Source organism: Streptomyces sp. ISL-43 (genome assembly GCF_018614195.1).
Taxonomy (GTDB): Bacteria; Actinomycetota; Actinomycetes; order Streptomycetales; family Streptomycetaceae; genus Streptomyces.
Map to the genome: position 1 here is coordinate 80,680 of NZ_JAGGOT010000035.1, position 24,855 is coordinate 105,534.

25 protein-coding genes and 1 pseudogene are annotated in these 24,855 nt (G+C 74.2%); 12 read left to right on the forward strand and 14 right to left on the reverse strand.

Going from position 1 to position 24,855, the window contains the following annotated elements; genetic code table 11:
- Positions 1 to 157: 157 nt before the first annotated feature.
- Positions 158 to 519: pseudogene (locus tag J7F03_RS41125) on the reverse strand (VanW family protein); the annotation flags it as partial.
- Positions 520 to 877: 358 nt separating this feature from the next.
- On the opposite strand from J7F03_RS41125, the gene J7F03_RS21250 reads away from it, so the two are divergent.
- The 4 genes from J7F03_RS21250 (at position 878) to J7F03_RS21265 (ending at position 4,081) form a co-directional block, all read left to right on the forward strand.
- A complete protein-coding gene (locus tag J7F03_RS21250; protein WP_251072238.1) occupies positions 878 to 1,897 on the forward strand; it encodes an NUDIX domain-containing protein in 1,020 nt (339 codons plus the stop codon).
- Positions 1,898 to 1,940: 43 nt separating this feature from the next.
- Complete coding sequence (locus tag J7F03_RS21255) at positions 1,941 to 2,477, forward strand: SRPBCC family protein (protein WP_214951722.1); 537 nt, start codon at positions 1,941 to 1,943, stop codon at positions 2,475 to 2,477.
- A 254-nt stretch (positions 2,478 to 2,731) separates the two neighbouring features.
- A complete protein-coding gene (locus tag J7F03_RS21260; protein ID WP_214951724.1) occupies positions 2,732 to 3,376 on the forward strand; it encodes a GNAT family N-acetyltransferase in 645 nt (214 codons plus the stop codon).
- Positions 3,377 to 3,592: 216 nt separating this feature from the next.
- Positions 3,593 to 4,081, forward strand: a complete 489-nt coding sequence (locus J7F03_RS21265) for a hypothetical protein (protein WP_308379840.1) — start codon at positions 3,593 to 3,595, stop codon at positions 4,079 to 4,081.
- Positions 4,082 to 4,201: 120 nt separating this feature from the next.
- Here J7F03_RS21265 and J7F03_RS21270 read toward each other — a convergent pair whose 3' ends face one another.
- Both J7F03_RS21270 and J7F03_RS21275 read right to left on the reverse strand, forming a co-directional pair.
- On the reverse strand, positions 4,202 to 5,704 hold the full coding sequence (locus J7F03_RS21270; protein WP_214951726.1) for a DEAD/DEAH box helicase: 1,503 nt from the start codon (positions 5,702 to 5,704) through the stop codon (positions 4,202 to 4,204).
- Positions 5,705 to 5,771: 67 nt separating this feature from the next.
- Positions 5,772 to 6,302, reverse strand: a complete 531-nt coding sequence (locus tag J7F03_RS21275; protein WP_214951728.1) for a MarR family transcriptional regulator — start codon at positions 6,300 to 6,302, stop codon at positions 5,772 to 5,774.
- Positions 6,303 to 6,400: 98 nt separating this feature from the next.
- Between J7F03_RS21275 and J7F03_RS21280 the strand changes: the two genes are divergently transcribed.
- From J7F03_RS21280 to J7F03_RS21290, 3 genes are all read left to right on the forward strand, one after another.
- Complete coding sequence (locus tag J7F03_RS21280) at positions 6,401 to 6,769, forward strand: HGxxPAAW family protein (protein ID WP_214951730.1); 369 nt, start codon at positions 6,401 to 6,403, stop codon at positions 6,767 to 6,769.
- Positions 6,770 to 6,953: 184 nt separating this feature from the next.
- On the forward strand, positions 6,954 to 7,157 hold the full coding sequence (locus J7F03_RS21285) for a cold-shock protein (RefSeq protein WP_214951732.1): 204 nt from the start codon (positions 6,954 to 6,956) through the stop codon (positions 7,155 to 7,157).
- A 95-nt stretch (positions 7,158 to 7,252) separates the two neighbouring features.
- Positions 7,253 to 7,777 (forward strand): kinase, encoded by a 525-nt coding sequence (locus tag J7F03_RS21290; RefSeq protein WP_214951902.1) that lies wholly within the window; start codon positions 7,253 to 7,255, stop codon positions 7,775 to 7,777.
- Positions 7,778 to 7,857: 80 nt separating this feature from the next.
- Here the strand turns inward: J7F03_RS21290 and J7F03_RS21295 are convergent, their stop codons facing one another.
- Both J7F03_RS21295 and J7F03_RS21300 read right to left on the reverse strand, forming a co-directional pair.
- The gene (locus tag J7F03_RS21295; protein WP_251072260.1) at positions 7,858 to 8,388 is read right to left on the reverse strand and encodes a TetR family transcriptional regulator; all 531 of its coding nucleotides are present in this window, start codon (positions 8,386 to 8,388) and stop codon (positions 7,858 to 7,860) included.
- A 98-nt stretch (positions 8,389 to 8,486) separates the two neighbouring features.
- On the reverse strand, positions 8,487 to 8,840 hold the full coding sequence (locus J7F03_RS21300; protein WP_214951736.1) for a DUF1304 domain-containing protein: 354 nt from the start codon (positions 8,838 to 8,840) through the stop codon (positions 8,487 to 8,489).
- A gap of 114 nt (positions 8,841 to 8,954) precedes the next feature.
- Between J7F03_RS21300 and J7F03_RS21305 the strand changes: the two genes are divergently transcribed.
- Entirely contained in the window at positions 8,955 to 9,977 is a 1,023-nt protein-coding gene (locus tag J7F03_RS21305; RefSeq protein WP_214951738.1) for a BtrH N-terminal domain-containing protein, read from the forward strand.
- A 120-nt stretch (positions 9,978 to 10,097) separates the two neighbouring features.
- Here the strand turns inward: J7F03_RS21305 and J7F03_RS41130 are convergent, their stop codons facing one another.
- The 3 genes from J7F03_RS41130 to J7F03_RS21320 form a co-directional block, all read right to left on the reverse strand.
- A complete protein-coding gene (locus J7F03_RS41130) occupies positions 10,098 to 10,304 on the reverse strand; it encodes a ferredoxin (protein ID WP_374104376.1) in 207 nt (68 codons plus the stop codon).
- A gap of 92 nt (positions 10,305 to 10,396) precedes the next feature.
- The gene (locus tag J7F03_RS21315) at positions 10,397 to 11,587 is read right to left on the reverse strand and encodes a cytochrome P450 (RefSeq protein ID WP_214951743.1); all 1,191 of its coding nucleotides are present in this window, start codon (positions 11,585 to 11,587) and stop codon (positions 10,397 to 10,399) included.
- 144 nt (positions 11,588 to 11,731) lie between these two features.
- Positions 11,732 to 12,070 (reverse strand): co-chaperone YbbN, encoded by a 339-nt coding sequence (locus tag J7F03_RS21320; RefSeq protein ID WP_214951745.1) that lies wholly within the window; start codon positions 12,068 to 12,070, stop codon positions 11,732 to 11,734.
- Between the two features lie 152 nt (positions 12,071 to 12,222).
- Between J7F03_RS21320 and J7F03_RS21325 the strand changes: the two genes are divergently transcribed.
- On the forward strand, positions 12,223 to 12,492 hold the full coding sequence (locus tag J7F03_RS21325) for a hypothetical protein (RefSeq protein WP_214951747.1): 270 nt from the start codon (positions 12,223 to 12,225) through the stop codon (positions 12,490 to 12,492).
- A 64-nt stretch (positions 12,493 to 12,556) separates the two neighbouring features.
- Here J7F03_RS21325 and J7F03_RS21330 read toward each other — a convergent pair whose 3' ends face one another.
- Entirely contained in the window at positions 12,557 to 12,931 is a 375-nt protein-coding gene (locus J7F03_RS21330; RefSeq protein WP_214951749.1) for a hypothetical protein, read from the reverse strand.
- Between the two features lie 221 nt (positions 12,932 to 13,152).
- Here J7F03_RS21330 and J7F03_RS21335 point away from each other — a divergent pair, with 221 nt between their 5' ends.
- Both J7F03_RS21335 and J7F03_RS21340 read left to right on the forward strand, forming a co-directional pair.
- Entirely contained in the window at positions 13,153 to 13,512 is a 360-nt protein-coding gene (locus tag J7F03_RS21335) for a YciI family protein (protein ID WP_214951751.1), read from the forward strand.
- A 67-nt stretch (positions 13,513 to 13,579) separates the two neighbouring features.
- Positions 13,580 to 14,815: an RNA polymerase sigma factor gene (locus tag J7F03_RS21340; protein ID WP_214951904.1), complete on the forward strand. Its 1,236-nt coding sequence runs from the start codon at positions 13,580 to 13,582 to the stop codon at positions 14,813 to 14,815.
- 24 nt (positions 14,816 to 14,839) lie between these two features.
- Here J7F03_RS21340 and J7F03_RS21345 read toward each other — a convergent pair whose 3' ends face one another.
- Both J7F03_RS21345 and J7F03_RS21350 read right to left on the reverse strand, forming a co-directional pair.
- Positions 14,840 to 16,324 (reverse strand): condensation domain-containing protein, encoded by a 1,485-nt coding sequence (locus tag J7F03_RS21345; RefSeq protein WP_214951753.1) that lies wholly within the window; start codon positions 16,322 to 16,324, stop codon positions 14,840 to 14,842.
- 167 nt (positions 16,325 to 16,491) lie between these two features.
- Entirely contained in the window at positions 16,492 to 16,878 is a 387-nt protein-coding gene (locus J7F03_RS21350) for a hypothetical protein (RefSeq protein WP_214951755.1), read from the reverse strand.
- Positions 16,879 to 16,928: 50 nt separating this feature from the next.
- Here J7F03_RS21350 and J7F03_RS21355 point away from each other — a divergent pair, with 50 nt between their 5' ends.
- Complete coding sequence (locus J7F03_RS21355; protein ID WP_214951757.1) at positions 16,929 to 17,429, forward strand: hypothetical protein; 501 nt, start codon at positions 16,929 to 16,931, stop codon at positions 17,427 to 17,429.
- 34 nt (positions 17,430 to 17,463) lie between these two features.
- On the opposite strand, the gene J7F03_RS21360 is transcribed toward J7F03_RS21355, so the two are convergent.
- Genes J7F03_RS21360 through J7F03_RS21370 form a run of 3 tightly spaced genes read right to left on the reverse strand, consistent with a single transcriptional unit; the run spans position 17,464 to position 24,631 of the window.
- Positions 17,464 to 18,486 (reverse strand): ABC transporter ATP-binding protein, encoded by a 1,023-nt coding sequence (locus J7F03_RS21360; protein ID WP_374104371.1) that lies wholly within the window; start codon positions 18,484 to 18,486, stop codon positions 17,464 to 17,466.
- The gene (locus J7F03_RS21365) at positions 18,483 to 21,296 is read right to left on the reverse strand and encodes a hypothetical protein (RefSeq protein WP_214951759.1); all 2,814 of its coding nucleotides are present in this window, start codon (positions 21,294 to 21,296) and stop codon (positions 18,483 to 18,485) included. The genes J7F03_RS21360 and J7F03_RS21365 overlap by 4 nt, the downstream gene beginning before the upstream one ends.
- Positions 21,293 to 24,631 carry an FtsX-like permease family protein gene (locus J7F03_RS21370; protein ID WP_214951761.1) on the reverse strand — a complete coding sequence of 1,113 codons (3,339 nt, stop codon included), beginning with the start codon at positions 24,629 to 24,631 and terminating at the stop codon, positions 21,293 to 21,295. The genes J7F03_RS21365 and J7F03_RS21370 overlap by 4 nt, the downstream gene beginning before the upstream one ends.
- Positions 24,632 to 24,855 lie beyond the last annotated feature (224 nt).

Below are 24,855 nucleotides of genomic sequence, written 5' to 3' on the forward strand. Positions count from 1 at the left end.
GCGGCAACGTTCAAGGGCACCCGCAGTCCCCGGCGCAACTCCATCCACCCAGCCTGCCCCACGAACACCCGCACCCCCGCACGCCCTCACCCGCAAGGGTGGTCGGAGGAACACCCCACGACGGTGCCAGGCGCTCAGCGGCGGCGGGATCACCCGCTCAAGCGCACGTCACGCTGTCCCTCGGCGAGTAACGGGTCTTCATCGTCTCCCGGTTGACCTCGTGTCCGCCCTGTACGAACACCCGCTCCACGGCGACGTCGACGCCCTCCAGCGGGGACTGCGGCTCGCACTTCGGATGTAGAGGGCCTTGCCCGAGTCGTTGGCGAAGCGCAGGTCCAGGCTGCCCCATGCGACGGTGGCCTCGCGGCCCTCCGGGTAGCGCTCGATGGAGAAGGGATGCGCCCCGTACTCGACCGGTTTGACGCCCGCGAAGAACATCGCGTTGGAGACGGTGGTGGCGACCGCCGAGACCCCGCCGCCCGAAGCCTTCTCGTACTGGCCGTTGTCGATGACGAGGCCGGCGCGGCCCTCCTCGGCCGGCGGCGTACAGCCCACCGAAGCCGAGGGCCGCCGCGCCGCCGGCCACACCCGCGACGCCCGGCACGGTCCACCGCTTGCGGTGGCCGCCCGGGTGCCCGTACGGGGTGCGCGGCGCGTGTCGGGGCCTCTCCTCGCTCCGGTGACGTGGTCGGACCGGCGGTTTTCATGCCACCAGTCCGCACCCCGGAACGTAGCAAGATCCGTGTAACCAGGTAATAAGGAGGTATAGGGGCGGCAAAGCCGGCAAGAGTGATCTCCGTAACCCGGGAGCCGTCCGGGCGGTTGCACAGGCGGCGGGTCCACCCACGGTGGACGCCCCTACGGTGAATGGAGTCCGATGCCGCAGCTGACCGACGAGGCCCTGACCGAGCGACCGGATCCGGGCACGTGGATGACCCCGGAGGAGTACGGGGCCTCGCGCGCCGCGCTCTGGACCGGCGCGGTCGTCCTGGTCACCGACACCGACGGGCGCGTCCTCGTCCAGAGCGTCGACTACCGGCCCGACCGGCTGCTGCCCGGCGGCGCGGTGGACGCGGGCGAGGCGCCGGCCGCGGCGGCTGCCCGCGAGATGCGCGAGGAGCTCGGCGTCGACGGCCGTTACCCGCACGGCCTCGCCGTCGACTGGATCCCCGCGGACACGCCCGGCATCCCGCCCGAGATGCGGTTCCCCGGCGAGATCCTGCACGTCTTCGACGGCGGCACCTGGACCCGGGAGCGCATCGAGTCCGTCCGCCTCCCCGCGCAGGAGGTCACCGGGATCCACTTCGTCGAGCCGGACGAGCTGCCCGCCCTGATGGACGCGGGCGACGCCCGCCGGGCCCTTTCCGCGCTGCGGGCCCGGATCAACGGCGGCGGCACCGCCCTGCTGGAAGACGGCCGCCCCACCGCCCCCACCGCCCTGGACCGGCTCGGCGCCCTGCGCGGCCCGCGCGTCCGGCAGCACGGCGCCTGGCACCCCGGCCCCGCCCCCGCCGACCTGCCCCTACGGGACCGCACGGGCTGGCTCTTCGCCCCCGACGGGCGCGTGCTGCTGCTCATCGAGCGGGCCACCGGCACGGCCCACCTCCCGCCCCCGACGGCGGGCCCCACCACCGGCGCGCTCCCGCTCGGCTACCGGCACGCCGACCAGGGCGCCCATGCGCGCACCGCGGCCCGGCTCACGTCCCTGCCCCCGGGCACCGACCCGGCGTACGCCCGGCTGCTGGCCACCCCCGAGCAGGTCCGCGAGCTCAGCGACTGGGGCGCTGCCGGCCACGAGGAACTCGCCGCCGTCCACGCCGCCCGCACCCACCTCTCGCTTCCCGCGCCACCCCGCACCCCGCCCACGGAACTCCCGCCGGAGGGCTGCCGCTGGTGACTCAATCCCCGGTCCACGGGGCGCGGTCCCGCAGCATGGGGGGATGAGCGAGACAGAGTTCACCTACACCCTGTACGTCCAGGCCGACCCGGCCCGGGTGTGGCAGGCCCTGACCGAGCCCGCCTTCACCCGGCGCTACTGGGGGCTCGGGTTCGAGACCGACTGGCGGGTGGGATCGACCATGGACTGGGTGGAGCGCGGGGCGCGGACCAGCGATCCGGAGCAGGTGGTGCTGGAGTGCGTACCGCACCGGCGGCTCTCCTACACCTGGCACACCTTCACCCCGCAGTGGGCGGCCTCCGTCGGCATCGATGAGGACCTGCGGGCCGAGCTGGCGCGCGAGCGGCGCACGAAGGTGACGTACGAGATCGAGCCGGTCGGCGACACGCTCGCCCGGCTGACCATCCTCCACGAGGACTTCGAACCGGGCGGCACCCTCATCGGCATGTGCGGCCGGGCTTGGCCGATGCTCGCGTCCAGCCTCAAGACCCTCCTGGAGACGGGCGCCCCGCTGCCGGAGCAGGGCCACCCGAACGAACGGGGCTCCGGCGGCTACGAGACGCACGGCACCGAAGTCTGAGGCGCGGCCCAGCCCGGCCCAGCCCGGCCGGGCCGCGGGCGGCCGCCGCGGCCCGGACCCGGGGGTGTGTACTCGTCGAGCGCGCCGGTGTGTCCCCGGACCCGACCCTGGTTCCCTCCCGGCGGCTGCCGGTGCGCGCGCTCTGTGATCATGGTCGGAGTCCCTCGACCCGGAGTCCCTCGACCAGGAGCGCCGACATGTCCCTCCCGCACGACCGCGTCGTCAAGTCCCCCCACTTCGGGCAGGTGTGACCCGTGCATCTCGCCGAGATCCTGGACGAGGCCGCCGCCGGACGCTTCCCGGCGCCCGACGGCTCCACCACCGTCGTCCCGCAGCCGAGCCCCCGCGACGCGGGCGTCCTCGCCTTCACCGCGCACACCGTGATCTTCACCGACGAGGATCCCGACTGGATACGGGCCACCCTCGCCGCCATCGACTGCGACGGCCTCGCCGCCTCCATGAACCCGCGCTTCCTCGCCGCGCTCTTGGACCGCACCGGCCGGGCCCACGACACCACCGACCTGCTCACGGTCGCCGACCCGCTGCCCGGCGAACCCGCCCTGGAGCTCCGGGAGGTGGACGACCCCGACCATCCCCGCGTCCGCAGGGCCCGGGGGCGCCGTGACGACGTACGGGTCTGGGCGACGCCCACCGGCGGGGGAGTGCTGGTACTGGGCCGGGGCGTGGCGGGCCGCTGGGAGACGGCCGTCGAGGTGGCCGAGGACGCGCGCCACCGCGGGCTCGGCCGGGAACTGGCCCGCGCCGCCCGCCACCTGGTCCCGGACGGGACGCCGCTCTGGTCGCAGCAGGCCGCGGGCAACACGCGCAGCATCCGCGCGTTCCAGGCCGCCGGGTACCGGCCGGTCGGCGCCGAGGCCCTGATGCTGGCACGGACCTGACGAGGTCCATGGCCCTGACGAGGTCCAGAGCCTGACGGCGTGCCGGACCGGCCTGACAGCGTGCCGGGCATGAGGGCCTGCCAGGCCTGACCGGACGCGGTCAGACCCGACGGAGCGGCTCCGGTGCCACCCTGACCACCGGCGGTCCACCGGTGTCGTGTGGAATGGACGTATGGGGAGAAGCGAGTACCGGATACGTCAGCACGGGGCAGCCAGGTGAACGAGGCCGAGGGGACGACCGCGGCGAGCGTGCCGCCCGAGCACTGGCGCTACGCCCGGCACCTGGAATCCCTGGCCGCCGCGTCCGGCGAGCCCGCGGAGGCCGAGGCCGTGGCCGCCGTGCTGCGCGACCCGGATCCGGTGATGGCCGAGAGCGCGGTCGTCACGCACCTGGACCGGCGGGCGGCGCGGCTGCTGGCCGACCAGTCCTTCCCCGCCTGGGCCCAGGCCGTGGGCGGAGCCCTCGGCGGCCGCACGTTCGCGGCCCGCCGGCTGCGGGAGTGGATCCTGCTGAAGGCCATCACGCGGGGCGAGCCCTGGTCAGGGGCGGAGCTCCTCGCGGCCTCCGACTGGTGTCAGCGCACGGCCGCCCAGTCCCTGCACGCGGAGGAGGCCCTGCGGCTGCTCGCCGCCGCCGCCCGTACCCGCCGCGTTCGCAACGCGGCGGCCCAGCGGCTGCTGCGGCGGTCCGCCGTCACCTCGTGACCCCGGGGCGCGGGCCACGTACGACGTGACCGCGGGGTGCCGGTCCCGTACGGCGGGACCGGCACCCCGCGTTCGTGTCCGGGGCCGCGAACCGATGGCTCCGACCGCGGCCTCGGACCTCTACTTCGTGCCCCGCCGCACTCGCGCCGCCGCGCGGGCCTCGGCGGCCTGCCGCGCCTCGATGGTCTTACGGGACTCCTTGCCCTTCCCGGGCCTCCCGGGCCGGGTCCCGATCCCGCGGAAGCCGAGCTCCGAGCCCGAGGGCCGGCCCTTGGCGTCGGTCGCGGCGGCGCCGGCCAGCGGGACCCCGGACGGGGCCTTCGCCCCGGTGATCCGGCTCAGCGCGGCCTCGCCGGAGCGGACCTGGGTGATGGACGGCCGGATCTTGGCGTCGGCCATCAGCCGGACCATGTCGCGCCGCTGGTTCGGGGTGACCAGGGTGACGACCTTGCCGGACTCGCCGGCCCGTGCCGTGCGCCCGCCCCGGTGCAGGTAGTCCTTGCTGTCGGCCGGCGGGTCCACGTTGACCACGAGGTCGAGGTCCTCGATGTGGATGCCGCGCGCGGCGACGTTGGTCGCGACCAGGACGTTGAGCAGGCCGTCCTTGAACTGCCCCAGGGTCCGGGTGCGCTGCGGCTGCGACTTTCCGCTGTGCAGCCCCTCCGCCCGTACGCCCATGGCCCGCAGGTGCTTCACGAACTGGTCGACGCCGTGCTTGGTGTCCAGGAACATCAGCACGCGGCCCTCGCGCGCCGCGATCTCGGTCGCGGCCGAGACCTTGTCGGCCGCGTGGATGTGCAGCACGTGGTGGTCCATCGTGGACACCGAGGCCGACTGCGGGTCCACGGAGTGCCCGACCGGGTCCTTCAGGTACCGCTGGACCAGCTGGTCGACGTTGCGGTCCAGGGTGGCCGAGAACAGCATCCGCTGGCCGGCGTGGTGCACCTGGTCGAGGATCTCGGTGACCTGCGGCATGAAGCCCATGTCGCACATCTGGTCGGCCTCGTCGAGCACCACGATCTTCACGCGCTCGAGGTGGACGTCGCGCCGGCCGATCAGGTCGCTGAGCCGACCCGGGGTGGCCACGACGATCTCGGCGCCGGTGCGCAGCGCGCCCGTCTGCTTGCCGATCGACAGGCCTCCGACGACCGTGGCGACGCGCAGCTTCAGGGCCTGCGCGTACGGGGCCAGGGCCTCGGTCACCTGCTGCGCCAGCTCGCGCGTCGGTACGAGGACCAGCGCGAGCGGCCGCTTCGGATCCGCCTGCTGGCCCGCCGTCCGGGCGAGCATGGCCAGGCCGAAGGCGAGCGTCTTGCCCGAGCCGGTGCGGCCGCGGCCGAGGATGTCGCGCCCGGCGAGGGAGTTGGGGAGGGTGGCCGCCTGGATGGGGAAGGGCTTCGCCACCCCCTGGTCGGCCATCGTCTTCACCAGCTCAGGGGGCAGGCCGAGCTCCGAGAAGGACTCCACCGGCGGCAGCGCCGGCGTGGTCGTCCGGGGCATGGAGTACTCGCCCTGGGGGCCGAGGGTGCGGGGGGTCTTGCCGCCGCCCTTCGCACCGCCCTTGGGGCCTGCCTTGGCTCCGGCCTTGATGCCGAAGCGCCCATGAGCCGACGGGTTCTTCATGCAGAACCTTCCGTGAGACGTACAAGACGTTCGAGAGTGCGACGTGAAAATCGCGAAAACACAAATTTTACCATCGGGGCTTCGGGTTCACGGGCCCGAGCCGCTGGGGAGCCACGGGCCCGAGTTCCGAGGCCCGCACCCGTTCCAGATGGGCGGTGACCTCGGCCGTCGCCCTCCCGAACCAGTCGGCGATGACGGCGACCTCGTCCGGGGAGTACTCGGCGAACACCGCGCCGAGCCGCGCGTAGAAGGGCTCGTAGACGGCGAAGACCCTGGCGGCGGCCGCCGGGTCGGCGACGACCCGCACCCGGCGCCGGTCGGCGGGGTCGGGGCGGCGGCGCGCGTAACCGGCGCGCTCCAGGCGGTTGAGCACCCCGGTCACGGCCCCGGTGGTGAGGTTCGTGAGCTCGGCGAGGTCGCCCGCGCCGAGCGGATTGTCCCCGGCACCCAGGATGTGGCCCAGACAGGTCAGGTCCGTGACGTTCAGCCCCAGGAGCTGCGCCACCTCCTGCTGGCCGATGATGCCGAGGGCGACGTACCGGTCCATGCGCGCCAGCGCTTCCTGGACCGTGGCCGCGGGGCGGGGCTTGCCCTGCACGCGGGTACTCCTTAGTATCTAAGTTACTTAGCTCGTGAGATAAATGGCTTTCTCCGTAAGAGACCGCCTTTCGAGACTACTGAACCAAGGGGAGAACGATGAGCGCTCACGGCCACGTGGACCTCGGACACACCGTGGCGGGCTGGACCGGCACGGCAGTCGCCCTGGTCGGTTGTACGGCCGCGGGCGCGGCCATGTGCGCGTCCTGGACCCCCGGCATCTGGATCGGCCTCGTGGTCGTCGCCGCGGCGGGGCTCACCACCTGGCTGCTGCACCTCGCCGGCTGGGGCAAGCCGAGCGGCCCCCGCCCGGCGGACCAGTGGGACTGGCGGGTCCGCGACACCGCCGCGCACACCGGCCACGCCGACTGCCTGGGCTGCCGGGTCAGCGGACCGCGGCGGGCCCTCGCGACAGCCCCCCGCCCTCACCCTGCCGCGTCGCTGCCCGCCGCGGACGGCAGCGCGTGATCGGAGCCCTCGAAGTGGCTGCCTGAAGGCCCGGTCCACCGTTCCGTGGACGGGGCGGAGAAAAGTTCGAATAGCCGGAAGCACCCCGGTTGGCCGCGCTTGGCGTGTGCTCGGGCCGATCAATGGGCAGGATCGGGTCCGGCCGCGTGTGCGGCCGGTGGAACGTTGTGAAGGATCAGTACAGATGGCAACTGGCACCGTGAAGTGGTTCAACTCTGAGAAGGGGTTCGGCTTCATCCAGCAGGACGACGGCGGTCCCGACGTGTTCGTGCACTTCTCCGCCATCCAGACGACCGGCTTCAAGGAGCTGGCCGAGGGCGCGAAGGTCGAGTACGAGGTCACCCAGGGGCCGAAGGGCCCCCAGGCGGAGCGGGTGGTCGCCCTCTAGCGCCGCTTCACGAGCCCGGCCCGTGACCGTGAGCCCCGCCGGTTCCTCCGGCGGGGCTCACGCACGTCAGGCCCGGCCGGTAGCGTGGCCGGATGATGACGGGCACGCCGGACACCCGGCTGATCGTGCTGCGCGGCAACTCCGCCTCGGGCAAGTCCTCGGTCGCCGAGGCGATCCGCGACCGCCACGGCCGGGGCGTCGCACTCGTGGGGCAGGACAATCTGCGGCGGGTCGTCCTGCGCGAGCGGGACACGCCCGGCGCGGCGAACATCGGGCTCGTCGGCAGCGTGGCCCGCTACGCGCTGGACCACGGCTTCCACGTGATCGTCGAGGGGATCCTCTACGCGGACCGCTACGGCCCCATGCTCGACGCCCTGCGCCGGGCCCATCGGGGGCGGACGCATTTCTACTACTTCGACGTGCCCTTCGAGGAGACCCTGCGCCGGCACGCGGGCAAGCCCCAGGCCGCGGAGTACGGCGAGGTGGAGATGCGGGAGTGGTACCGGCCGCTCGACCTGCTGCCCGGGGACTGGGAAAGCCTCGTCGGGGCCGCGGACTCGCTGGAGGACACGGTCGCCCGGGTCATGGGGGAGACCGGTCTCGGCGCGGAGCGGGCCTGACCCGGGCCCGGCCGCGGCGTGGGCCGTCCGGGTCGTCCCTGTCGGATCTTGCCTGACCGGCACGATCCGAAAGGGACGGCTTAACCGGCCCGGTGCAAGGCGATGAGGAGCTGCCAGATCCCCTCCGCCAGCTCGGCAGGGTCCGCCAGGTCCGCCGGGAGTTCGCCGTGCAGCCAGTCCGCGAGCACGGCGGTGAAGGTGGAGGCCACCGCCGAGGCGACCAGATCGGGGCGGGGCGCGCCCACCGCGGCGCGTTCGGCCCGGCTGCGGGCGCGCAGTTCCCGGTACAGGCGCTCGCCGAGCGGGCCCCCGCCTCCCGGCAGGAGCAGGGTGCGGTAGAGCGGGGACCGCTCGGCCGCGCCGGCGAGGAAGGCGGCCAGTGCGCCCGGCGGGCGGGCCGGGGGGAGCGCCGAGGGGTCGCTCTGCCAGGCGTGCAGGGCGTCCACGGCCGCGTGCACGACATCGGCGCACGCGTCCACCGCGAGCGCGGTGAGGTCCTCGTAGTGCAGGTAGAAGGTGGCGCGGCCGACGCCCGCCCGGCGCACCACCGCCGAGACGCCGACCTCGGCGAGCGGCCGCTCCGCGCACTCCGCGAGGAGGCTCTCGCGCAGCCGCGCCTTCGTGCGGGCGGTTCGGGGATCGGTGCGGGGGCCCGTACCGGGATCGGTGCGGGGGCCGGCGGGCGGCTCCGCGTCCGGCCGGCCGGAGGTCACGCGGCGAGCAGCGCCGCGCCCAGGGCGAGGGCGCCGGGCAGGGCCTGGGCGATCAGGATCCGGCGGTTGGCGGTCGCGGCCCCGTACACCCCGGCGACGATCACACAGACGAGGAAGAAGATCTGCGTGGCGAGCGAGTCGATGACGAGCGACCAGACCAGACCGGCGGCGAGGAAGCCGTTGTAGAGGCCCTGGTTGGCGGCGAGCGGGGCGGTCAGGCGAGCGGTGTCCGCGTCGAAGCCGGACAGCGCCCGGCCGGGCGGCCGCTGCCACAGGAACATCTCCAGGACCAGGAAGTACGCGTGGAGCGCGGCCACGAGGCCGATGAGGATCGATGCGACCGTCTGCACGGCCACCTCCCTGGGTGCGGGGCGAGCGAAGAGACCGGCCCCTCCGACTTCCTGGACAACTGTACAGGAAGTCTGGTCGCGGTCGGCGGTCCGCGGCGCGGCTACGCTGACCGCATGACTGCGCTCGTATATGAAGACTTCGCCCCCGGACGCCACCGCGAGGCCTCGCTGATCCGGCACGCGCTCGGCAGCGTGCACGACGAGGCGCTGGTCGCGGGCATGGCGGGCGGCATCGGCTTCATGTACTTCGTGTTCGAGTACGCCGGCCGGCCCCCGATGCCGACGATCGTCGCCCAGGCCCACCCCGACCCCTGGGTCCAGGTCGCCCTCGGCCGCCTGCGCATCCCGTACGAGGCCACGCGCAGCTCCAAGCCGCGCTGGAACCGGGTCGAGGCCGCGCTCGACGCGGGCGCCCCGGTGTTCTGCACCGTGAACCGGTCCGGGCTGCCCTGGCACGGGCCCTCCCCGGTAGCGGAACTGGCCGCCGCCGATCCGTACGTGGTGGTCGTGGTCGGCTACGAGGGCGACACCTATTACGTCGAGGACGGGGCGAACGGCGCCTCGGCCCCGTACGCGATCGGCCGCGAGGAGTTCGGCGCCGCCTGGTCGGGGCACAAGAAGGGCCGCCACCAGATGGTGGTCACCACCGGCAAGCCCGCCGGCGAACCGGACCTGGACGCGGCGATCGCCGCCACCGTCTCGCGCCTCACCGGGCCCGTGCTGGGGAACCACTTCGACGTCAACTTCGGCTTCTCCGGCATGGAGAAGTTCGCCGCGCAGCTGCGCGACACCACGACCAAGACGGGCTGGGAGCGCCGGTTCGCCACCCCCGAGGCCTTCGCGCTGGGAACGGGCAGGCTGCACGCCTGTCTGGAGGAGGAGTGGACCTCCTCGGGCGCCACCCGGCCGCTGTACGCGGACTTCCTCGACCTCGCCGGGCACGCGGAAGCGGCCGGTCTCTTCCGGGAGTCCGGCCGGCAGTGGTCCCGCCTCGCGGAGCTGGCCCGTACGGCGGACCCGCAGACGGGCGCCGCCGGGCGCCGGGACCTCTTCGACGCGTGCGCGGAGCTGGTGGACGGCGCGCTGGCGCTGGAGCGCGAGGCGGTCGGGGTGCTGCCGACCGCGCCCGCCGAGTAGGCGGCGCGGGCGGGCAGCGCGGACGGACCCGGACCGGCCGCCCGCTCGACCGGCCTCCACGGCTCCCGGGCCATCGACCGTGCCACCCAAGGGCCCGCGGGCCCTCAGCTCCGCGGACCTTCAGCTCCGCAGACCCTCGGCCTCCCGTCCTTCGTCGACCGTGACCGCCGCCACCGGGCACGCCCGAGCGGCCTCCCGCAGCAGCGGGCTGCCACCGCCGTCCTCGCGGCCCGGCAGCAGTGCGCCCAGCCCGTCGTCGTCCTGGGTGAACACGCCGGGCGCCGTCAGGGCGCACTGGCCGGCCCCGATGCAGACGTCCCTGTCGATGGAGACGCGTACGGGCGGCGAGCTGTGGGATGAGCTGTGAGGTGACCCGTGGGGTGATCCGTGAGGTGATCCGTGGTGTGAGGTCACCCGGCTCACCAGGCCACGGGGAGTTCGACCATGCCCTGGATGGTGTCCCCGGGTTTGAAGGGGATCCGGTCCGGCTCGGCCGCCAGGCGCAGCCCGGGCAGCCGGTCGAACAGGGTGCCGAGCGCGATCTCCATCTCGGCGCGGGCCAGGTTCTGGCCCAGGCACTGGTGGATGCCGAAGCCGAAGGCCAGATGGTGTCGCGTGGGCCGGTGCCAGTCGAGGGTGTCGGGCGACTCGAAGACGGCCTCGTCGCGGTTGATGACGGAGGTGGAGAAGATCACCCCGTCGTCGGCGCGGACGGTCACCCCGCCGATCTCGATGTCCTCGGTCGCCACCCGGAGCATGCCGTCCGCGATCGACAGGAACCGCATCAGCTCCTCCACCGCCGACGACAGCAGGGAGGGGTCGGCGCGCAGCTCGGCCAGCTGCCCGGGGTGGCGCAGCAGGGTGAAGGTGCCGAGCGAGATCATGTTGGCCGTGGTCTCGTGCCCCGCGATGAGCAGGATCGCGGCCAGTGAGACCAGCTCCTCGACATCGGTCTCACCGGTCTCCAGGCGCCGGGCGACCAGCTCGTCCAGCAGTCCCTCGCCCGGGGTCCGGCGCTTGTGCCCGATGAGCTCGCGCAGATAGCCGTTCAGCTGCTCGCGGGCGTCCTCCACGTCGGCGAGCTCCGGCCCGCGCAGCAGCCGCCGTGACTGGTTCTCGAAGAACTCGTGGTCCTCGTAAGGGACTCCGAGCAGCGTGCAGATCACCATCGACGGCACCGGGAGGGCGAAGGCGCCGACCAGTTCCGCGCGCGGGCCCGCCGCGACCATCGCGCCGATCAGCCGGTCCACGGTCTCCTGGATCCGGGGGCGCAGGGCGGCCGTCCGGCCCAGCGAGAAGCTCGGGATCAGCATCCGGCGCTGGGCGTTGTGGACGGGGTCGTCGACGCCGATCAGCGCGGTACGGCGGTTCTGGAGTCCTTTGAACCGCCTGGTGGGGGTGGGGAAGGAGCCGTTCTGCCGGTCGGCGGAGAGCCGACCGTCGGAGAGCAGGGCGCGCGCCTCGGCGTGCCCCGAGACCACCCACACGGAGCGGCCGTCGAAGAGGGTGACGCGGGAGAGCGGCCGGCCCGCCCGCAGGGGCTCGTAGGCCGCCGGCGGGTGGTAAGGACAGGTCCGGTCCTGGGGGAAGGCAACGGTCTTCTCGGACATACAGCACCTCGCACGCGATGGTTCCGTTTCGCCGGATCCATTACATGCCTCAGGCACCTATCCGATCCATGTGACTTTCGGCCAGATCGCTCGCCTTCGCCTGGACGGCGTAACGCCGCGACGGGGCGACCCCGGACCGGGGGATCAGAGGTGGGTGTCCAGGAACGTCCGGAGCTCCGCGACCGTCATCGGCCCGGCCTGGGTCGCCACCGCCTCGCCGCCGGCGATGAGCACGGCGGTCGGTGCGCCCGTCACCTCGTAGCGCTTGGTCTGCCCGGGGCAGCGGGTGATGTCCACGCGCACCGCCGTCAGTCGCGCCCCGTACTCCTGCGCCAGCCCGGCGACGACCGTGTCCATCGAGCGGCAGGCCTCGGCGGCCTTCGGCCAGCTCCCGCAGAAGTAGGCGAGCACCGGCCCGTCCGTCATGCCGAGGATGAAGTCGAACTCCTGGTCCTCCAGTGGCTGGTGTACCCGACGTGCCATGCGTGGTGCTCCGCTTCGTGTGCCGTGTGATCCGGAAGGTGGCTCCCATCATCGCCGCTCGCCGGCCACGGGTGTCGCCGACGGGGGCCGGGCAGCCGCCCCGAGGCCCGCCTGGCCAGGGCGTTGTCAGTGCCGTCTGTGAAGCTGGCGGCATGGACGACAGGATGCTCCGGCGCCGGGTCTACGGCGCCGACCACGACGACCCCGACCCGGGTCCGCTCCCGGGGCACGCCTACGGCGAGCTCGTCGGCGGCCCCCTCGACGGGCTTCTGCTCGACATCACGGGCTGGAGCGGTCCGCAGCTCGCCGAGGAGGCCCGGCTCCCGACGGAGATAGGGCGCTACGGGCCGGGCGGCCGGGCGCACTACCGCCGCCGGGCGGCCGATCCCGGCCACTGGGACTGGACGGGCGACAGCCGCTGACGCCCGAAGCCCGGACGCGGGGACGCGCCGGACGCGGGGACGCGCCGGACGCCCCTGCGGGGTGTCAGTTCGGCGTGCTCCGGCCGACCTTGCGCGCCCAGAGCACCAGCGGGACCTGGAGCGGCAGCCGGCCGACCGCCGCGGCCCGTATGGCGGGGGAGCGGTGGCGGGCGTCGTAGGCCATCTTGACGTTCGCGGGGAAGACGCCGACGAAGAACGCCGCCGTCGCCAGCGCCGCGACCCGGCGGGTGCGCGGGTGGGCGACCCCGGCGGCGAGGGCGAGCTCGGCCACGCCGCTGGCGTACGTCCACTGGCGCGGGCTGCCGGGCAGCGAGCGCGGCACGGTCGCGTCGAACTGCTTCGGGGCGACCGCGTGCGCCACCGCCGCACCGGCCAGCAGACCGGCGAGCAGCAGGGGCGAGGAAGGGGTGCGCGGCATCGGGAAGATCCTCTCGGAGGGGCGGGCGGCGTAGGGGCCCGGTGATCCTACTCGCGAGTAGGGGCGCGGTGGGGAAGCCCTCGGCGGTTCCGGTGGCGGCCCCGGAAGATTCTTTGAAGAATCTCCCGGGGAGCTGTCGATCCGGGCGTCTCCCGATCGACGCAGGGGTGAGAGGCAAGGGGAAAGCCCTCCCCACCGCCCTCCCCGACCGAGGAGTCACCATGCCGCGCTTCCTTTCGATGATCCGAATCGACGAGCAGAGCCTCACCCCCGACACCCCCTTCCCCGCCGACTTCGAGCAGCGCATGGGCGGGCTGATGGAGGAGATCACCAAGGCCGGGGTCATGCTGGACACCGCCGGTCTGCTCCCCACCTCCGAGGGGACCAGGGTCACCTGGTCCGGCGGCAAGCTCAGCTACACCGACGGCCCCTTCACCGAGACCAAGGAGGTCATCGGCGGGTACGCCCTCATGCAGTGCAAGGACAAGGACGAGGCGCTGGAGTGGACCAAGCGCTTCCTGGAGATCCACCCCGAGCACTGGACGGTCGGCGCCGAGCTCCGCCAGATCGCCGAGAACTGACCGGCGGTTCCGGCACCCCGTTTGCCCTGCCTCGTCACGGCTGCTCTGATGGGTGGCCGTGACGGCAGTGAACGCGACCCGAGCGGTCGAAGCGGTGTTCAGGATCGAGTCGGCGCGGATCATCGCGGCCGTCGCCCGGATCGTGCGCGACATCGGCATCGCCGAGGAGATCGCCCAGGACGCGCTGGTCGCGGCCCTGGAGCAGTGGCCGGAGTCCGGTGTCCCGGATCGGCCGGGCGCCTGGCTGACGGCCACCGCCAAACACCGCGCCATCGACCTCGTCCGCCGCAAGGAGACCTACGCCCGCAAGCTCGCCGAGGTCGGCCGCACCCTGGAGGACGCGCCGCCGCCCGCCGGGCCGGCGGAGCTGGTGGACCCCGAGGGCATCGACGACGACCTGCTGCGGCTGATCTTCACCGCCTGCCACCCGGTTCTGGCCACGGACGCCCGGATCGCGCTCACCCTGCGCCTGGTGGGCGGTCTGACGACCCAGGAGATCGCCCGCGCCTTCCTCTCCTCCGAGCCGACGGTCGCCCAGCGGATCGTCCGGGCGAAGCGGACGCTCGCCAAGGCGGGAGTGCCCTTCGAAGTCCCGTACGGCGCCGACCGCGAAGAGCGCCTGGTCTCCGTGCTGGAGATCATCTACCTCGTCTTCAACGAGGGCTACTCGGCGACCGCCGGCGACGACCTCGTCCGCCCCGCCCTGTGCGAGGACGCCCTGCGTCTCGCCCGCGTCCTGGCCGCCCTGATGCCGGGGGAACCCGAGGTGCACGGGCTGGCGGCGCTGCTGGAGTTCCAGGCCTCCCGCATCGCCACCCGCACCGGACCGGGCGGCGAGCCGGTGCTGCTGGCCGACCAGAACCGGTCCAAGTGGAACCGCATGCTGATCCGGCGCGGGGTCGAGGCCCTGCACCGCGCGGGTTCCGGCCCCTACTCGCTCCAGGCCGCCATCGCGGGCGCGCACGCCGTCGCGGTCCGGTACGAGGACACCGACTGGGCGACGATCGCCGCTCTCTACGGACGCCTGGTCCTGCTGGTGCCGTCACCGGTGATCGAGCTCAACCGGGCCGTTGCCGTGTCCATGGCCGAGGGCCCGGCGGCGGCGCTCCCCCTGGTGGACGCCCTGGCGGCGGAACCGGCGCTGCGCGCCTATCACTTGCTGCCGAGCGTACGGGGCGACCTGCTGGAACGCCTCGGCCGTCCGGCGGAGGCCCGCACCGAGTTCGAACGCGCCGCCTCGCTCACCCGCAACGCCCGGGAGCAGGTCCTGCTGCGCGAGCGCGCCGCCCGCCTGGCCGGCTGACCCCCGGCCGGTGTCCCCGCCGGCTCAGGGGCGGCGGGCGAACGCCGCCACGTCGAGCGGGGTCCGCGCCACGGCCCGGCGCGGCGGGGTCAGCGCGATGGGGCGGCGGAAGGTGCCGTGGCGGGCGATCTCCCGGACCGTCTCGCGCAGTGCCTCCAGGAAGCCGTCCATCGTCCGGCGGGCGGCCGGGGTGTCCGAGTAGATCGAGTTCATGTGCAGCCCGTCCGCGTCCCGCTGGAACCAGGAGCAGGCACCGTTGGCCTGGGCCGACCACACGTGCGAGGTGGGCCGCCACTCCTCGTGGCGCTCGGAGCCCGGGCACTTGCGCATGTCGATGTACGAGAAGAAGTTCACCGGGTACGGCCAGGAGCGGGCCGCGAACTCGCGGGGCGCGAGCAGCTCCCAGGCCCGGACGAAGGGAACGTCGAGATGGCCGATCATCTCGGTGAACCCGGCCCGTACGGACGTCATGACCTGCTCGAAGTCCCGGCCGGGCGAGGCGTCGAACTCGATGGGCATGGTGTTGACGAACCAGCCCACCGAGTTCGTCCAAGCGGCGCGGCCGCGCTCGCTCACCGGCATGAACCCCCGGTAGACGCCCGGCCCGCCCGCCTCGCGCAGGCAGACGGCGACGGCGGCGAGCACACCCATGAACGGCTTGCCGTCGACTGCGAGACACGCCTTCTCGAAGATCTCGGCCTCGGCGGCGTCCAGCAGCGGAGAGGCCTCGTTGACGATCGAGTACATCCGGCCGGGCTCCACACCCAGTTCGAGCGGGAAGCGCGGGAAGAACTCGCCGCCGCCGCGCGCGATGAACTCCTTCCAATAGCCGAGGCGTTCGTCGCCGTCGTCGATGGACAGGTAGCGGCGGCGCTGCTCCTCGGCGAAGTCGAGATAGCTCGGCGCGGGCGCCGGGTCGGGCCGCTCGCCCCGGCGCAGGGCCTCGTAACCGCTCTGCACCTCCTGGACCACGATCGGCATCGACATGCCGTCGCACACGATGTGGTCGAAGGCGAGATAGACCGTCGCCGAGTCCTCGCGGAGCACCGCGCCCATCGTGAACAGGGGCCAGGACAGGGTGTCGATGCTCCGCTTGAACCGCTCGACGAGGAAGCAGGTCAGCTCCTCGGTCCGCTCGAAGGCCGCCACCTGCACGGTGTCCAGGGCCAGTTCGTCGGCGGAGATCGGCGCGCACGCCAACTCGCCCGCCAGCCGCCGGAACTCGCAGCGCAGTACCTCGTGCCGGCTCACGAACGCCAGCAGCGACCCGGTCAGGGCGTCCTCGTCCAGCGCGCCCTCCACCTCGAAGGTGACCGCGATCCACGACGCTGTGGGATCGTTGGCCGCGCGGCTCTCCTCGGCGACGGTGAAGTGCTTGTCCTGGTTGAAGGAAGCCCTCCTGTCAGCGGTGCCGCCCGAAGCACCGGCTTCCGCCGCCGTGGACCGCAACCGCCACTCGACGACCCGGCCGGGTGCCATGTGGTGCATCTCCAGAGGAAACTGCCGCATTCCGTCATCCCTTCGACCCCCGAGTCAACCCCGAGGCCCTAACGAGACCCGGGCCGCGGAAGTGACGCGCACCAGGAGGTTCACCGGTCGAGGCACCGCGCGGGCCGGAGCACGCGCCCCGCGCCCGGCTGGGGGGACAGGGGCCGTGGCCGCGGCCGGGGCCGGGTTCAGCGGACGCGGCGCAGGAACGCGCGCAGGCCCCTCGGACGTTTCGCGTCGGGTCCGTCCGGGAGGCGGGTCAGGGCGGGTTCGTCGGGGACGGGGAGCAGGTCGAGTTCGTCCGCGATGCGCGTCAGGAAGTCGCGGAACTCGGCTTCACGGAACGGGCGCTGTCCCGCATACGGCTCGAACGTCGACGTGAGCACCTCGTCGGAGGCGACCGCCGCGCGCAGGCCCGCCGCCTGGCGGTGCAGCGGCTCCCGGCTGATCGGCTCCACTCGCATCGCGTGCGCGTAGCGCCGGGCCAGATCGTCGTCGAGATCCGACCCGCCGCTGTGGTACAGCGCGTTGTACAGAATACCCTTGACCAGGCCGGTCACCCATGCCTCGGACATCGCCGCGACCCCCTCCTTCTCCCGGCTCCGCACTCTGGCAGACTCGCCCGGTGCCCACCAACCCCGTTGCCGTCGTCTGCGAGGTCCCCGACGGCCTCGGCGTCATCGAGGCGACCGGGGACGCCGGCGCCAGCCTGCTCCTCCTCGGGGGCCGGCCCGTCCTGCTGGAGGGCAACGACGGCTTCGGCAGCGTCGGCGACGAGGAACTCGCCCTGCTCACCACCGACCGCCGGCCCCCGCCCGATACGGCCGCCGTACGCGGCTACCTGCGGCGGATCCGGGCCGGAGCCCGGCCCGCGCTGGTGGCCCTGCGGCCCACCGAGGACTCCATCGCCGCCTACCTGCTCGACGGCCACCACAAACTGGCCGCGTACCGGCAGGCCGGGATCAGTCCCCTGCTCATCAGCCTCGCCCCGGCCGCCCCCGCGCCCTTCCGGCTGAGGGACTACGACCCCGCCCGCGCGGCCTTCCCCGGAGAGTCGCTGGGCCGGGTGTTCGCCTACATCCGGGACGAGGCGGGCGCGCCGGCCCGGGAGCCGCGCACTTCCTGAAACGTCGCCCCCGGCCGGGACTCCGGGGAGGCGATCAGCTCGCGGCCGCCTCCGGAGCCCCGCCCTCCGACGTCGTGACCTCCGGCTCCGTTGCGGACGCGTCGTCGGGGCGCAGTTCGATGTGGTCCGCGGCGAGGTCCACCGCCACCCGGTGCTCCATGTCCAGCGCCTCCAGGAACTTCTGCGGCAGCTGCACCCGGCCCGTGCGGTCGAGCATCACGTACTCGCGCTCGCTCACCGACTCGGCGCCGTGCTCGTCGGTGACCGTGCGGCGCAGCACCTCGCTGCTGGTACGCCCGTCGCGCATCGCCACCGTGCGGCGGACCTCGCCCGCGACGAGCGGGTCGTGGGTCACGATGACCACGGTGGCGCCCAGTTCGCGGTTGACGGTGCGGAAGGCCTCGAAGATCGCGGCGCCCGTCTCGGAGTCCAGTTCGCCGGTCGGCTCGTCGGCGAGCAGCACCGACGGGTCGTTCGCCATCGCCACCGCGATGGCCACGCGCTGCTGCTGGCCGCCGGAGAGCTCGGCGGGGCGGCGGCCCGCCAGGTCGCCGATCTCCAGGGCTTCGAGGAGCTCGCCGGTCCGGACCGCGTGGCGTTTGGAGGCCGCGCGCCTGCTGCCCTTCAACTGCATGGGCAGGGCGATGTTCTGGGCCGCCGTCAGGAAGGGGAGCAGGTTGCGGGCCGTCTGCTGCCAGACGAACCCGACCGCCTCGCGCCGGTAGCGCAGCCGGTCCCGTGCCGACATCTCCAGCAGGTCGTAACCGCCCACGCTGGCTGAACCGGCCGTGGGCACGTCCAGGCCCGCCAGGATGTTCAGCAGCGTGGACTTCCCGCTGCCGGACGCACCGACCAGGGCCATCAAGTCGCCTTGCTCCACGGACAGTTCCAGTCCCTGCAGGGCCTGGACCTCTACGCCGTCCGTGCTGAAGATCCGCACCAGGCGGTCGCAGGAGATGGCCGTGTCCGCCCCGGTACGGCGGGGTTCGGCGGCGGCCAGGGCCTGCTGCCGCAGCTCCTCGTAGGTGGGCTGGTCGCTGTTGGCCACTCGGTTCACCGCTGGTCTCCCGCTCTCAACTCGGTAGTGATCTGTCGCCTGCCGGAGATCGCCGCCTCCGCGAGCACGGCCCCCGCGACCAGGACCGTCAAACCCAGCGCCTGGACCAGTACGGGCCACGCGAGGAGCCGTATGCCGGTCGGCACCTTGGCGCCGACCAGTGTGGACAGGTCCACGGCGGGTCCCAGGAAGGCGACGGCGCCCGCCGCCGCCAGGGCCCCGCCGAGCGCGGCGGCCAGCGCCAGGGGCACCGACTCCGTGAGGATCAGCAGCACCGCCTGCCGGGGGCGCAGGCCCATCGTGCGCAGCCGGGCGAGCAGCGCCGCGCGGTCGGGGGCCGCCCGGACCAGGGTCAGCAGGACCGCCAGCACCGCGAAGCCGGCCGCGCCGGCCAGGGAGGCCCAGAACAGCCGCTCGGCCGAGCGCTGGAGCGGGTCGGAGCCCAGTACGGCGGCTTCGGCGGAGCTGGTGCGGACGCGGTAGAGCCCGGCGGTCGCCGCCGGATCCGCGGCGCGTACGAGCTCCTCCAGCCGGTGCTGGTCGAAGGAGCCCAGCGCGTACCAGCGGTCGGGTGCGCCCAGCTTGGGCAGGGCGGCCGTGACCGGACCGGCCGGTACCACCACCGTGGTGGACTTGGCGCCCGGCCGGGCGGGCGTGCCGTCGATCACGCCGGCGACGGTCACTTGGAGGTCGCCGGCTTCCATGCGCAGCAGGTACGAGGAGACGTCCTCCGCGGCGAGGTCTCCGCTGACGAGCGCCGGTACGGGGGCGGCGGAGGTGCCCGAGGGCGCCGGGGCGCCCGGCGCGCCGCCCGCGAGCACGGCCGGGTCGAACGGGCCGCGCCCGACGGCCCGGGACAGCTCCGCGTACGCCACCGGGTCCGCGACCACGACGGTGACCTGGGTGGTGCCCGGCTTGGTGCCGATCAGGAAGGCGTTGTCCTCGGTCCACACGTTCACCGACGACCGTACGCCGGGCAGCGCGGCCGCGGCCTTCGTCAGGGACTCGGGGAGCGTGCCGCCGGGCGCCGTGATCTGCGCGTCGCCGCCGACGGCCTGACGGACCACCTCGAGCCGCACGTCCCGCACCGCGGTCAGCACGGTGGCGCCGAAGCCGCCGGTGGTGACGGCCAGCAGCAGGGCCACCAGCGGGAGTACGGACGGGCGTGACATACCCCCGGTGCCCCGCGCGGCGCGCGCCAGCCCGAGGAAACCGATCAGCCCCGGGCCCCGCCCGGCCGCGCGGGCCAGTGCCCCGACCAGGGCGGGCTGGACCCGGGCCAGCAGCAGGCCGCCGCAGAGCGCGAGCAGCAGCGGGGCGGCGACCAGCAGCGGGTCGACCCCGGAGCCGGCCGGGGCGATCCCGCGCGAGCGGACCTCGAACACGGCGGCCGCGGTGGCGGCGAGCACGAGCAGCTCGGCGACCAGGCGCCGCCGGGGACTGGGCCCGCGCGGCGGCGACAGCAGCACGGCGGCCCGTACGGGGAAGGCCAGCAGGGCCACGAGCGTGGCGGCCGAGGCGGCGAGCACGGTGGCCGTCACGCGGGGGGTGGGCAGCAGCACCACGGCGAGGGCCGTCGCGAGGGCGGCGGCCGGCAGGACCGTGACGGCGCTCTCCGCGAGCAGCCGGCGCACGATGCCGGCGCGGGACCCGCCGCGGGCCAGCAGCAGCCGCAGCTCGGACTCCCGCCGGTCGCCGGTGAGGGCGGCCGCCAGGCAGAACACGACGAACGCGACCCCGGCCACTCCGGCCGGGCCCATCGCGGCGAGGGGCGCGGCCGCCCGCCGTCGGGCCTCGGCCTGTTTGAACAGTTCGGGCAGGCCGGAGACGACTTCCAGATCGGACTTGTGGGTCTCCCCGCGCAGGCGGGACGCGGTCGGGCCGGCCAGGTAGGACGCGATCTCCGCGGCCGTGTCGGGCAGTTGATCGGCGCGCAGGTTCCCGGTGTCGACCGGGATCCGCCAGAAGTCCCGGGCCTTGCCCTGGCCCCAGTCGACGAGCCGGTCCAGCGACTCCGGGCCGACGAGGCCCCCGGTCTGCCAGTAGCTGCGCGGCGGGTGGGAGGGCGTGGGGGAGAGGCAGGCGTGGGTCAGGCAGGCGAGATCGGTCCAGTAGACGTCGGCCTCGTCGTTCGCGGCGTAGAGCCCGACCACCTCGGCATTGACCGGTTCGGACCAGCCCGCGGCGGACTCCAGCACCATCCCCACCCGGGCACCGATGGACCGTGCGGCGCTCTGCGAGAGCACGACGGGGATCGGCCCGCCGGGCTCGGGGGCACCGGGCCAGCGCCCCTCCACGAGCCGGACGTGTCCGGCGGCCTCGCGCAGGTGGTAGAGGGAGAGCTGGGGAGGTATGCCGTCGGGGCTGGCCAGTCCGGGGTTGCCGAGTGACCGGGCGTCCGCCGACGAGCCGTGGACGGGGCCGCTGGGAGCGACGCGGAAGAGTGGACCGGTACCGGAGACCAGGGTGGCCATCACCTCGTCCAGTTCCTTGGGGGTCTGCTGCCCGAAGTGGGGAGGCGCGGTGGCCCACAGGCTGGTCGGGCTCGGACCGCGCGACTCCAGGAAGGACCGCAGAGCCTGGTCGGCGCCCCGGTCCTCGGCGCGCGGCAGGGCGGCGGAGAGCAGGACGGCGACGAAGGCCAGGGCCGCCCCGATCAGGGTGGCGAGCGGGGTCGCGCGCAGCCGGGTCCGCACCCAGGGTGCGGGCGGGGGTACCGCGCGTGAGGGGGCTCCGCCCCGGGCGGTCCCGGGCGGCTCCGCGCCGTCCGGGGTGCGCCGCTCGGCGTTCGTCGCGGCCGGCCCGGTCATATCTCCTCCATGTGCCGCAGCCGGTCGGCTGTCTTCAAGGTGTTCCGGTTGCGCAGGCCGCCGACGACCGCCGACAGCAGCGGCACCGCGGCGATGGCGGCGGCCAGCAGCAGGGTCCGCGCCGTGGGCAGGTCCACCAGCACCTCCGGCATCGGCCGCCCGGCGGCGGGCGTCAGCACCATCAGCGGCACCACGAGATGAACGATGACCGCGCCCAGCCCCAGCCCGACGACGGTGCCCAGGCCGACGAGTACGCAGCTCTCGGCCGTGGCCGTCCGGGCCAGCTCCCGCCGGCGTGCCCCCAGGGCCAGCAGCACCGAGAACTCCCGGGCCCGTTCGCGGGAAGCCGCCGCGGCCGAAGCCGCGAAGCCGATCGCCGCCAGCACCGCGCAGGCCACCGCCAGCGCGGCGAGCGCTCCCTGCGGCCCCGCGCTGAGCGGGTCGTCCAGCAGGGTCCGGGCCACCTCCTCGCGCAGCCGCACCTGCTGGACGCCCGCCGTGGAGCGCAGCTCGGCGGCGGCGCGGGCCGGCGCCGGGTCGTCGGCGGAGGCGGCCGGCATCCACCACTCCGTGGGCGCCGGAAGCTCCCGGGCGCCGGCCGCCAGTACCCGGCTCGCCGTGGCCAGGTCGACGGTGATCGCGGTGTCTCCGGCGACCGGCAGCGAGCCGACCGCCGCGGTGACGCGGACCGGCACGGTGGCGTCGCCCAGCTTGACGGGCACCAGATCACCCACGGCCCCGCCGACCGCGGCCAGGTAGGCCCGGGTGGCGATCCCGGGGACCTCGGGTTCCGCGGAGGCTGCCGGCGCCAGGCTGACCTGTGCGCCGCCGGCCTCGAAGGGGCCGGCGCGGTAGCGCAGCCGGGCCAGCGCCGGGGCGCCGCCCGCGTCGGAGGCGGGTAGCGACTCGGCGGCCGGGGCGCCCTTCTTGAGCGTCGGCGCCGTGAGCTTCCAGTCCGAGGTGGTGACAACGACCGGAACCGCCGCGCCGTCGCGGGTCTGCGAGACCGCGAGGCTCCGTATGGTCAGTTCGTCGAACATCTTGCTCGGATCAGGGGTGTCCAGGTCGTCGGTGCCGGGGCGCCAGCTCGCCCGGTCGTACATGAACACGAGCCCGGTCACGCGCAGCGGGGCGGCGGCCGAGCCGAGCGGGGCGCCGACGAGCGAGTCGAGGTTCACCGACACGGTGGCCTCGCCGTCCGCGGGGAGCTGGGACAGCGCAATCCGGTACGTGATGCCGAACCGGTCGCGCAGCATCAGTACCAGCCCCGGGCGGCTGGCCGCGCCGACACCCCGTACGGCGACGGCGAGGTCGATGCGCTGCGGGCTGTCGGGCAGCGGGATGCCGGAGGCGGCGGACGCCCCCCGCGCCGACGCGGAGACCAGCGGCGCGAACAGCTCGCGCGGGGAGCGCCCGTCCCGCAAGTCGGACCGCAGCGGGACCCGTTCGGCGAGGGCGGCCGCGTCCAGCGCCATCACCTGCCCGATGCGCCCGCCCGGCAGCTCCTGCTTCGCACGGAGCACCGGGATCACCCGCTCACCGCCGGGCAGAGCACCGTACCGGCCGCCCCGGCCCATCGGGGGCAGGTCGCTGCCGGATATCAGCAGGCCCCCGGCGGTGGTGAAGTCGGCCTGGTCGCGCTGGGATCCGGACCAGGCGGTGTGCTGGCCGAGGGCGAGGACCCCGCTGGAGACGGCGAGGACGAGCAGCAGCACCGGTCCGGTGGCACGGCGCGGCCGCCGGGCGAGCTGCCAGCCGACGAGCGCCGGACCCAGCCCCCGGCCGCGGGAGGCGATCCGCGCGCCGAGGCGCGCCGCGAACGGCAGCAGCCGCAGGACCAGCAGGGTGCCCGCGCACAGCGCGAGCGTCGGGGCGGCGACCAGCACGGGGTCCACACCGAACAGCGCCCCGGACGGGTCGGCGGACGGGTCGGCGGAACTCGACGCCGGAGCGGACCCGTTGGAGCCGTACCGGGAGAGCTGCTGGTAGGCGAGCACGGCCAGCGCCACCAGCGCCAGGTCCAGCCCGGAGCGGGCGGCGCCGGCGACGAGCGCCTGGCGGCGGCCGGCCCGCCGCAAGGCAGCCGCCGCGGCGCCGCTCAGGGCGACGGGCAGGGTGGTCAGGAGGACGCAGCCGAGGGCGCAGCCCGCCGCGACCGGCCAGAGCGACGGGCTGAGGGTGACGGTGAAGGGGACGTGGGCCAGCGAGCCGTATCCGCCGAGGAGCCGGAGCAACGGCAGGGCCAGCAGCGGTGCGAGGGCGGCGGCGGGCAGCGCGAGCAGCAGCGACTGGGCCGCCGTGAGGAGGGCGAGCCGACGACGGGAGGCGCCGCGGGCCGTGAGCAGGACGCGTTCGCCCTCCTGGCGTTCCGTCAACAGGTGCGATACGAGCAGCAGCGCGGCTCCGGCCAGGACGGCGAGCTGCAGGGCGCCGACCAGCAGGGTGGACCGGGCCACGGTCAGACCGGACTCCAACTCCCCGAGCAGTACCGGGAGTTCGGTGTCCGGGTGCAGTCCGGAGGTGCGCTGGAACGCTTCGGCCGCCTTGGTCGCCCGCGCCCGGACCGCCTCGGTCCCGTCGACGTCGGCGGTGGCGAAGTCGGGGGTGAGGAGCACGGCGCGGCTGTCCTGCGCGAGCCCGCCGGCGGTGAACACGGAGTCGTCCGCGAGCAGCGGGCCGTACGTGGTGAAATTGCCGACCTGGAGGCCGCGGGCGCCGAGCGGGTCGAGTTTCCAGTACGGGGCGTCCGGATCGCTCGCCGCGTAGACGCCGGTCACCAGCACGGTCAGCGGGGAGTCGGCGGCGGACCGGGCGTCGAGGCGTACCTCGGCCGGCAGCGCGTCCTCGGTCAGCCCGAGCCGGACCAGCGCCGCCTTCGGGACGGCCACGGGAACGCGGCTGCCCTCGCCGGAGACCGGCCCCGTCACGGGCTGCGGCCACGTACCCGCGAGAAGCCGTACGCGCTCCTTGGCGAAGGCCGCCAGCAGCGTCAGGTCGGCGTCCTTGCTCCGGGCGTGCAGTCCGGGCAGCCCGTACGAACGGCTGCGCGCCACGCTCTCGGTGGTGGACGGGAACGGTCCGAACAGCTTGTGCGCGAAGCCCCGTACCGCCTCGTCGTCCTTGGCGCGGTCGGCCGTCGCATGACCGCCGGTGACGAGTACGGTGCTGCGCGCGTGGCCGGGTCCCTGGAGGGCCTGGCGCAGTCCGGCCTCGCCCACCCCCCGGGTGAACGCGAAGAGCGCGGTCAACACCGTCGTGGTGATCAGGACGGTGAGCAGTACGGCGGCCGCGAGGGGCAGTCGCCCACGCAGTCGGCGCACGACGAAGCCGAGCATGTGCCTGTTCCTCCCCCGCACCGGACGTGTCATCCCGGATAGCGGACGATGTTGCCAGATTCGAACAGATAGCGGAAGGGACTTGCGTGAAAGGTGCATCGGATGAACAAATCGACGGGGGCGGGCACGCAAGGGCGCTATCTCGGACAACGTCCGGCGGCCGAACGGCGGCCGAACCGGAGACCGGACCGGTGCGGGACCGGCGGCGGAAACGAATCCCAGGG

What these genes read in the sequence shown, in the direction of transcription:
- J7F03_RS21290 (WP_214951902.1), top strand. Translation starts at nt 7,253, where the DNA reads ATGACGGGCACGCCGGACACCCGGCTGATCGTGCTGCGCGGCAACTCC.
- J7F03_RS21365 (WP_214951759.1), bottom strand. Translation starts at nt 21,296, where the DNA reads ATGACCGGGCCGGCCGCGACGAACGCCGAGCGGCGCACCCCGGACGGC.
- J7F03_RS21285 (WP_214951732.1), top strand. Translation starts at nt 6,954, where the DNA reads ATGGCAACTGGCACCGTGAAGTGGTTCAACTCTGAGAAGGGGTTCGGC.
- J7F03_RS21330 (WP_214951749.1), bottom strand. Translation starts at nt 12,931, where the DNA reads ATGCCGCGCACCCCTTCCTCGCCCCTGCTGCTCGCCGGTCTGCTGGCC.
- J7F03_RS21250 (WP_251072238.1), top strand. Translation starts at nt 878, where the DNA reads ATGCCGCAGCTGACCGACGAGGCCCTGACCGAGCGACCGGATCCGGGC.
- J7F03_RS21315 (WP_214951743.1), bottom strand. Translation starts at nt 11,587, where the DNA reads ATGTCCGAGAAGACCGTTGCCTTCCCCCAGGACCGGACCTGTCCTTAC.
- J7F03_RS21370 (WP_214951761.1), bottom strand. Translation starts at nt 24,631, where the DNA reads ATGCTCGGCTTCGTCGTGCGCCGACTGCGTGGGCGACTGCCCCTCGCG.
- J7F03_RS21320 (WP_214951745.1), bottom strand. Translation starts at nt 12,070, where the DNA reads ATGGCACGTCGGGTACACCAGCCACTGGAGGACCAGGAGTTCGACTTC.
- J7F03_RS21325 (WP_214951747.1), top strand. Translation starts at nt 12,223, where the DNA reads ATGGACGACAGGATGCTCCGGCGCCGGGTCTACGGCGCCGACCACGAC.
- J7F03_RS21305 (WP_214951738.1), top strand. Translation starts at nt 8,955, where the DNA reads ATGACTGCGCTCGTATATGAAGACTTCGCCCCCGGACGCCACCGCGAG.
- J7F03_RS21335 (WP_214951751.1), top strand. Translation starts at nt 13,153, where the DNA reads ATGCCGCGCTTCCTTTCGATGATCCGAATCGACGAGCAGAGCCTCACC.
- J7F03_RS21280 (WP_214951730.1), top strand. Translation starts at nt 6,401, where the DNA reads ATGAGCGCTCACGGCCACGTGGACCTCGGACACACCGTGGCGGGCTGG.
- J7F03_RS21255 (WP_214951722.1), top strand. Translation starts at nt 1,941, where the DNA reads ATGAGCGAGACAGAGTTCACCTACACCCTGTACGTCCAGGCCGACCCG.
- J7F03_RS21350 (WP_214951755.1), bottom strand. Translation starts at nt 16,878, where the DNA reads ATGTCCGAGGCATGGGTGACCGGCCTGGTCAAGGGTATTCTGTACAAC.
- J7F03_RS21270 (WP_214951726.1), bottom strand. Translation starts at nt 5,704, where the DNA reads ATGAAGAACCCGTCGGCTCATGGGCGCTTCGGCATCAAGGCCGGAGCC.
- J7F03_RS21345 (WP_214951753.1), bottom strand. Translation starts at nt 16,324, where the DNA reads ATGCGGCAGTTTCCTCTGGAGATGCACCACATGGCACCCGGCCGGGTC.